Source organism: Oleiphilus sp. HI0043 (genome assembly GCF_001634935.1).
Map to the genome: position 1 here is coordinate 1 of NZ_LWEY01001147.1, position 926 is coordinate 926.

General features: G+C 37.5%; 2 protein-coding genes. Both read right to left on the reverse strand.

All coding sequences use genetic code 11. The annotated features are described in order from the left end of the window. The coding region (locus A3729_RS13185; protein ID WP_197475841.1) for an N-acetylneuraminate synthase family protein at positions 1-384 on the reverse strand (384 nt) is incomplete at its 3' end. A gap of 15 nt (positions 385-399) precedes the next feature. Further along, positions 400-926: glycosyltransferase (locus A3729_RS13190; RefSeq protein ID WP_197475842.1), on the reverse strand; the 527-nt coding region annotated here is incomplete at its 5' end.

Sequence of the window (926 nt, forward strand, 5' to 3'; positions counted from 1 at the left end):
AAACGCTGGTATTAAGGGGTCTAAGAAATCAACAGCATCCAAGTCAAATGGCGTTGACATAAAATCTATTCCAATAGACTGACAATAATCTGCTAGCTCTTCATATTGCTCAGTTTCAAAGTTATCGTACTTCTGAAACAGCTTAAATTGACTATCTGTGGGTTCCTTTGATTGGTCCCAGTATGCTGGACTATGTTTAGAAGCAATTTTTGAAGCTTTGTAGGACTGAAATTTTGCGGCATGAGCACCACCCGCTTTAGCTTCGTCTATCAAACGTTTAGCCAATTCCATACTGCCTTCATGATTAACGCCGATCTCTGCGATTATATAAGGCTTTAAATTATCGCCAACGAGGGCATTACCAATTTTAAACTGATTATTCATATTTATTCCCTTCAATTAGCTTATCAAGGCCCTAATAGCGGATATCACTCTGGACTTACCATTTCTTAAATCTAAATCACTCATCTTCTCGACCATTAGCTGTCTTGTTTTGCTGCTATTGACTAACGTTGTTACCTTATCAAGAATGGAGTTATGAACTATTTCTTTACGATGCCCCAAATGACATATTCCATTTTCTTCTGAAGCAAAGGTATGGGTCATTTCTCTATCATTTTGAGCAATAACAATTGTAGGTACATAGAGAGCCGTTAGCTCTAACACCGTTCGTCCAGCTGAAGTTATAGCTAAATCTGCATCGACCATGTATTCAGAAATTCTCTTAGTTTCCTTAACAATATTGCATCTCAATCGTTCATTCTTTTCAATGACTTTTTCTAACGAATCAAAGTGCTCATAACCGGGACCTGTTATCACATCGATATCAATATTGTTTGAGATACATAAGCTTGCCAGCTCTTCAAGGGCCCTCTTCGTAACATTTCCTTCATCAACACCACCAAACGTAATCAGTATTTTATTAA